The following is a 7,614-nucleotide window of genomic DNA, read 5'->3' as shown; positions in this document are numbered from 1 at the left end:
AATCATCAAAAATCCACTTTTCACCCGCTTGGCAATTTTTTAAACCCAGCCTTAGCCCTGCTAGGACAAGGTTTAAGAAAATCACCAATCTGGAAAAAATTGAATTTTGCTAATCATCCCTATTTATGCAAAGGTCTCCATAAGTATAAAAATATTATAATTAACTAATACACGATGATTAAATTTTTGGTATAATTTACCACAGTTACCCAATGAAGGGTGGCAACAAACACAGGCGTTTACTTGGTTTTTCTTAATAGAATCATTAAGTAAGCGTTTTTTTTCGTCAATTTTAAGGTGGAATTGACGCACAGGCATTGAAGCCAGTTACTGTATTTTATAGTTTATATAAGTACAGTAACTGGCTTTTTTGCTTTATAAAGTAGGTAAAAATTAAAACAAGGCAGGAGAATAAGATGAAAAATTTAGTCGTAGTCGGCTCAGGGATGAGCGCAATGAAAGTGGTTGATGAGGTGTTAAAAATTAACCCACTAATGTATAAAATTACCATTATTGGCGAGGAAAAAGTATTGCCTTATAACAGGATTATGCTCTCACCTGTTTTGGCAGGAGAGAAAAAATTCGATGATATAAAGACCCATGATGAATCTTATTTTTCTCAAAATAACATTTCGTTTAAGCCAGGCTGTGCAGTAACGGCAGTAGACAGAAAGTCAAAAAATGTCTTGGTTACTAATATTGAAGATAAATCAACGAATAATATTAACTACAATCGATTGGTGATTTGCACGGGTTCAACGCCGTTTATTTTGCCATTGCCAGGCAAGGAATTAGCAGGGGTGGTTTCATTTAGAGATATTTATGATGTTGAATATATGCAATCAAAAGCGGGAAAATCTAAAAAGGTTGCCATTATTGGCACAGGGCTTTTAGGACTTGAGGCGGCGAACGGACTTAATGAATTGGGGTTTGAGGTAAGCGTTATTGGCAACGCTGAATCCATTATGAATATGCAACTAGACGGCACTTCTGGCGGGTTATTGCAAAAAGTATTAGCGCAAAAAAACATTCATTTTAAAATGAATGCAACAACGAGAAAAATTGTTGGCGAGGACAAAGTTACAGCGCTAGAGTTTGACGATGGGTCAATACTTGAGACGGATATGGTGGTTATGTCGGTTGGTATTATTCCAAACGATACTTTGGCTAAAAACATTGGACTGCAAACAGACAGGGGTATTATCGTCAATGATACAATGATGACCTCAGACCCTGCTATTTATTCAGTGGGAGAATGTATTAAACACCGAGGTATGTCGTATGGCTTAGTAGCCCCCTTGTTTGAGCAAGCACGTGTGTGTGCTGAACAAGTGTGTGAGGTGTCTCACCATATATATACAGGTTCGGATATTTCTACTAAGTTAAAAATCTCAGGTGTGGATGTCTTCTCAGCAGGGGAGTTTAATAATCCTGAGGATGAGATTATGTGCTCTAAAGACCATGCACTTAATACCCGTAAACGACTGTCTATTAGAGGTGATAAATTGGTCGGTGCGGTTTTGTTTGGTGATTCAACAGATGGACTGTTTTATTTTGATTTGATTAAAAATGAAACAGACATTACCGATATTCGCAAAACCTTATTGTTTGGTGATATTAATATTGACGGCTCAAGTGCAGGCGCTAAAGGCGTTGAAAAAATGACTGAGGACGAGCAAGTGTGCGGTTGCATGGGGGTTACTAAGGGCGATATTGTCAGTGCGGTGGCAACAGGTTGTAATAGTTTTGAAGCATTACAAGAAGAAACAGGCTGCGCAACAGGCTGCGGTGGCTGTACTTCGGTGGCTAAACAAGTGTTTAGTTTTGTCTCTGGTGCTAAGGTGTCAAACAAAGATACTTTGTGCGATTGCACAACACACGCAACAGAAGAAGTGCGTCAATATATCAGATCGTTAGACAAAGTAATGAGCATAGATGAAGTGCGAAGTGCGCTTGATTTTGAAGAATCATGCGAAGCTTGTGGCGCTGCGATTAATTATTATCTGTCTTCTCAGTTTAACGAAGCATATATACATAATGACAAGGAAAGACCACATAACGAACAAATGCACGCCAATAAGCAAAGAGATGGCACTTATTCGATTGTGCCGCAAATGCAAGGCGGATTAACTACTCCCAAGGAATTGAAAGCCTTGGCTGATATTGCCCTTAAATACGAAGTGCCAACGGTTAAAGTAACGGGCGGACAGCGCATTGATTTGTTGGGCATTCCTAAGGAAAATTTAAACGATATGTGGGATGAAATCTCCGAAGCAGGTATGGAATCTGGCTATGCTTATGGCAAGGCTACCAGAACTTGTAAATCCTGTGTTGGCACAGAGCATTGTATGATGGGCACGCAGGATTCTATGGGACTTTCAGTTAAGATGGAGGACGCAGTTTGGTCGCACTTTATGCCACATAAATTTAAAATGGGCGTGAGTGGTTGCCCGCGCAACTGTGCTGAGGCAACTATTAAAGATTTTGGGGTGATTTGTACCGAAAAAGGCTACGAAATTCATGTAGCGGGGGCTTGCGGTATCCGCACCAAAGCGTGTTTGAAAGATAGATTTTTTGAAACAGAATCCAAGGTAATTGAGTATCTTAAGGCTTTTGTGCAGTTGTATCGTATTGAGGCAAATTATCTTGAGCGGGTAATGCATTTTGAGGAGCGAGTGGGGCTAGACTATATTCAGTCCAAATTAGACAGCCCTGAAAAAATCAAACACTATGCAGATTTACTACCTAAAACCATTAAAAACCCGTGGAAAACAACAGACCACAGAAAATCAGCTTAAAGGATTACAATGGAAGATAAACTAAATCTATTTTCATTCAAGGGTAAATATCGGATATTGCATCTGACTTGGTTTGCCTTTTTTATGACCTTTGTGGTGTGGCTCAGTCTTGGACCTATGATGCCGTTTATTCAGCAAGCCTTGTCATTAACTGACCAACAGGCAAAGGTGTTGTTAATATTAAATGTTGCTATGACTATTCCAGCTAGGATTGTGGTCGGTATGTTGGTGGATAAACTCGGCCCTAAAATACTGTTTTCTGCTATCTTGGTTTTAGGCGGGTTTGTCTCAATTGTATTTAGCTGGATGCAAACCTATGAACAATTGGCATTGTTGCGATTTTTATCAGGCTTTATTGGTGCTGGTTTTGTGGTCGGCATTCGCATGATTTCTGAATGGTTTCCAGCCAAACAAACAGGTACTGCACAAGGAATTTATGGCGGTTGGGGTAATTTTGGCTCGGCAGGTGCAGCCATATCATTGCCTTTTATTGCCAGTAGTTTTGGTGGGGCAGATGGCTGGCGCTACGCCATTACCATTGCCAGTGTGTTGGCAATATTGTATGGTGTTTTTTATTATTTCAATGTGACTAACACACCTAAAGGCTCAACTTACTTTAGACCGAAAAAAATGGGTGCGATGGAGGTCAGTAGTTATACGGATTTGGTGCTCTATATTTTAATGAATATCCCTTTGTATCTCGCTTTGTCGTTGCTCACTTGGAAATTATCCCCTGAAAAAATGAACATGATTTCATTCAATATGGCATTTGGCGCATATCTTATCTTAGCCTTGGTTTTTGTGGTTCAGGTATTTAAAACTTGGGGCGTTAATTCGCAGCATTTAAAGCACTCTGTGCCTAAGCAACACCAGTATAAGTTTAAACAAGTAGCAATTTTAGATTGGGCTTATTTGGCTACTTTTGGCACTGAATTGGCAGTGGTTTCGGTATTGGCAATGTTTTATGTTGATTGGTTTGAGTTACCCAAAATTACAGCCGCTTTATTGGCAGGTGTGTATCCATTTATTAATTTATTTGCCAGACCAAGCGGCGGTTATTTGAGCGATAAATACGGTCGAAAACTCATATTAATTGTGTGTTTTTCTGGGATTACACTTAGTTTTTTAGCACTGGGCAATGTAGATCAAAGCTGGTCTATTTATTTAGTAGTGGCACTCACGATTGTAGGTGGTATATTTTCTAAAGCAGGCTCAGGTGCGGTATTTGCTTGTGTGCCGCTGATTCAAAGAAGACTAACGGGTCAAATCGCAGGTATGGCAGGCGCTTTTGGTAATGTTGGTGCGGTGTTGTTTTTAACGGTAAACTCTTTGGTGGATTATGACGAGTTTTTTATGCTTATTGGGCTAGTTAGTGCGGCAGTATTGGTATTAATTGTTGTCTTTTTAGAAGAACCAAAAGGACATATGACAGAGATTTTAGACGATGGCACAGTTGAGATAATCAAGCTAAATTAGTTATGAAGCAATTAAAAATCAGCGTTAATTTAGACTCTGTTGCAGGAGTAAAAAAGGAAAACCAAGATGCTTGCGCCTATCATAGCCCCAGCTCCAAAGCACTTGAATACAAGGGTATTGCTGGTGTTATTGCCGATGGTGTGAGTGCTTGCGAGCGAGCCAAAGAGGCGAGTGGTTGTTGTGTCAAAGGGTTTTTGAGTGATTATTATTCAACCCCTGAATCTTGGAGTGTGGAGCATTCAGCGGGTCAAGTCATTTCAGCACTGAACAATTGGCTGTATTCTCAATCAATGCGTTTTGGTGAGATTTCATCAATGCTATGCACGCTTAGCGTAGTGATTATTAAATCAAACACCGCACATCTCTTTCATGTGGGGGATTCACGGGTTTACCGTTATAGAAAAGGTGTATTAACGCAACTAACCAAAGACCATGTTTTATGCCTAAATAAGGAAAAAACCTATCTATCAAGGGCAATGGGGTCTGATTTAAGTATTAATGTGGATTATCAAACTTTTGAGCTTGAAACCGATGATAAATTCTTAATGACCACCGATGGCGTGCATGATTATGTAGAGCACGCAATACTAACAGCATTAATGGATAAAAACGCAACTGCCAATGAAATTGTTGCGCATTCAATTAAGCAAGATTCTCAAGACAATGTCTCAGCAATGATAATGGATATTGAGCAATTGCCAGAGAAAAATCTGAATGAAGCCTTTGACGAGCTTACCCAAAAACCACTACCACCCGAACTTGTTAAGGGGATGAAAATTAATGGCTTTGAGATAGAATCTTTAATTATTTCAAGTGCAAAAATGCAACTGTATTTAGCCAAAGATATTATTACCAAACAATTAGTCGCCCTTAAAACCCCTTCGGTTAATTTTGAAGATGACCCAGAATACCTACAACGCTTTATGTATGAAAAATGGGCAGGACAGCGTGTGCAAAGCCCAAATGTGGTTAAAATTTATAATAACCATCAGCAGGCTGATTTTTTAGCCTATGCGATGGTGTATATTAAAGGACAAACCCTGCGACAATGGATGGATAAAAACAAACACCCTGATATTGAAGTGGTAGTGAGTTTTGTTAAGCAAATTATTCAAGGGCTACGCGCTTTTCATCGTCAAGAAATGCTACATTGTGATTTAAAGCCAGAAAATATTATGATCGATGAAATCGGTCAAATCAAACTCATTGATTTTGGCTCAGCCAGAATTGCAGGCGTGGCAGAATTACTTAATCCCATTGATTTTGCAACCAATCAAGGCACGCAAGGCTACAGCGCACCAGAAGTTGTTTTAAATGGACAAGCCTCACAAGCCTCTGACCAGTTCAGTTTGGGGGTAATTGTATATGAGATGTTTGCCGCTCATTTGCCTTATCAGCACAAATCAGATAAAGACTTAACTCCCAAAAATTTATCTAAACTAACCTACGAATCGGCATTAATTCACAATCCAAACCTACCCGTGTGGATTGACGGTGCGATACACAAGGCATGCTGTTTAGAACGCACACAAAGGTATGAAGCTTTGTCGGAATTTTTATATGATTTAGAGCACCCAAATCTTGAGTTTTTATCAACTCACAAAGACAAACAACCAAAATCAGAGGCAAACAAATATCGATTGTTCATCTCGTTATCTATTACCTTGAATTTTATTTTATTGTTACTATTGATCATTAAATAGGAAAAAACTATGAGCTTTAAAACAACTTGCCCTTATTGTGGCGTAGGCTGCGGCATTGAAATCACCCGTACAGGGTCTGTCTTAAAATTGACAGGGGACAAAGAATCTCCAGTTAATCAAGGAATGCTTTGCATCAAAGGACAAACACTATTAGAAACAGTGGGTACAGATGACGATAGACTACTTAATCCATCACTGGGAAGCTGGGAAAAAACCATTCAAGCCATAGCGCAAATATTTAGCACAACACCAAAACACCAAATAGCCTTATATATCTCTGGGCAAATGCTCATGGAAGATTTTTATGTTGCCAAAAAATTCGCCAATGCTTACGGCATTGATAATCTTGAGAGTAATTCAAGATTGTGTATGTATTCCACAGTTGAGGCGCATAAAAGAGCCTATGGGGCAGATATTGTACCTGTGTCGTTTGATGACATTTATCAAGCGCAAACTATTTTTATCATTGGCAGTAATACCGCAGATTGCCACCCCATTGTCTTTAACCATATCAAGAAGTCCAAGGCTTTCGTGGTTTGTGTTGATGTATATGAAAGCACTACAGCACAAAAATCTGACTTATTTATTCAAGTTGAACCTGGTAAAGATATGGACATTATTAACAATCTTCCTAATCAGCCTTGGTTTAAAGACAAAAAAGTACTCAGCATTTATTCGCAAGGTATTACCCAATCAACCGATGCTACTGATAAGGTAAATGCCCTTATTAATGTACATATTGTTACGGGAAATATCAACAAACCTGGCTGTGGCGTGCTGTCTTTAACAGGGCAATGCAATGCTATGGGCGGTCGTGAAATCGGTATCAAAACAAGTGATTTAACAGCCACCGAGTTTTTTTCCAGCAATCAAATAAAGACATTGTGGGTGATGGCAACCAATCCTGCGCACAGTATGATTAATTACCGACAATTCAACACATTAATTGTGTCCGACTTTACCAAAACCCTCACTACTAAGGATGCAGATATTGTCTTGCCAGCGTGTTCTTGGTCAGAAAAAACAGGGCATATAAAAAACTCAGAACGCCGATATTTACAGCAAAATGCCTTTTTACCGCCCGCTGGAAAATCAAAACCTGATTGGAAGATTATTTGCCTAGTGGCAAAAGAATTAGGGCTTGATGGATTCGATTATCAATCGGCTGATGATATTTGGAAACAAATGAACATTGATGACTCTTGGCAGCCTAATATTCAAGTCAGGGAAGAATTGGTAGAGATTAAAACCCCACATCGAGTCGAGCACAATTCGGTTAATAATATCAGGCTTTTGACTCAGTGGCACTCGATGTCACGCACTGGTAAAAGCGAAACCTTGAACAAAATGACGCAACGCCCTGATAAGGTTGTCTCTATTCATCATATTAGCAATACTAATTTTTTTAAAAATAAAAAAGTGGAGTTGGATAAATACTCCAAACAACCTTGTTTTAAAGGTTAAAGGTCGTAACAGCTTAAGCATATTTAAAACTATGTTAAAGTATTATTGAGACCTTTGCATAAATATGAATAATCATCAAAAATCCACTTTTCACCCGCTTGGCAATTTTTTAAACCCAGCCTTAGCCCTGCTAGGACAAGGTTTAAGAAAATCACCAATCTGGAAAAAATTGA

At 39.0% G+C, this 7,614-nt stretch carries 4 protein-coding genes; all 4 read left to right on the top strand.

The genetic code is table 11. The features are described 5' to 3' along the window. Nucleotides 1-416 precede the first annotated feature (416 nt). The 4 genes from nirB to CRYPD_RS06935 are packed head-to-tail and all read left to right on the top strand — an operon-like array spanning nt 417 to nt 7,441. Nucleotides 417-2,798, top strand: coding sequence for a nitrite reductase large subunit NirB (gene nirB / locus CRYPD_RS06950; protein WP_138146863.1), 2,382 nt, complete (start codon nt 417-419; stop codon nt 2,796-2,798). Nucleotides 2,799-2,807: 9 nt separating this feature from the next. Next, nucleotides 2,808-4,274 (top strand): MFS transporter, encoded by a 1,467-nt coding sequence (locus CRYPD_RS06945; RefSeq protein ID WP_138146862.1) that lies wholly within the window; start codon nt 2,808-2,810, stop codon nt 4,272-4,274. A gap of 2 nt (nt 4,275-4,276) precedes the next feature. Next, entirely contained in the window at nt 4,277-5,977 is a 1,701-nt protein-coding gene (locus CRYPD_RS06940; protein WP_138146861.1) for a bifunctional protein-serine/threonine kinase/phosphatase, read from the top strand. 9 nt (nt 5,978-5,986) lie between these two features. After that, the gene (locus CRYPD_RS06935; RefSeq protein ID WP_138146860.1) at nt 5,987-7,441 is read left to right on the top strand and encodes a molybdopterin oxidoreductase family protein; all 1,455 of its coding nucleotides are present in this window, start codon (nt 5,987-5,989) and stop codon (nt 7,439-7,441) included. Nucleotides 7,442-7,614 lie beyond the last annotated feature (173 nt).

Source organism: Bathymodiolus heckerae thiotrophic gill symbiont, from assembly GCF_900180345.1.
Lineage (GTDB): Bacteria > Pseudomonadota > Gammaproteobacteria > PS1 > Pseudothioglobaceae > Thiodubiliella.
The sequence above is the reverse complement of the archived record's forward strand: the minus strand, read 5'-3'. Positions and strand labels throughout refer to the sequence as shown.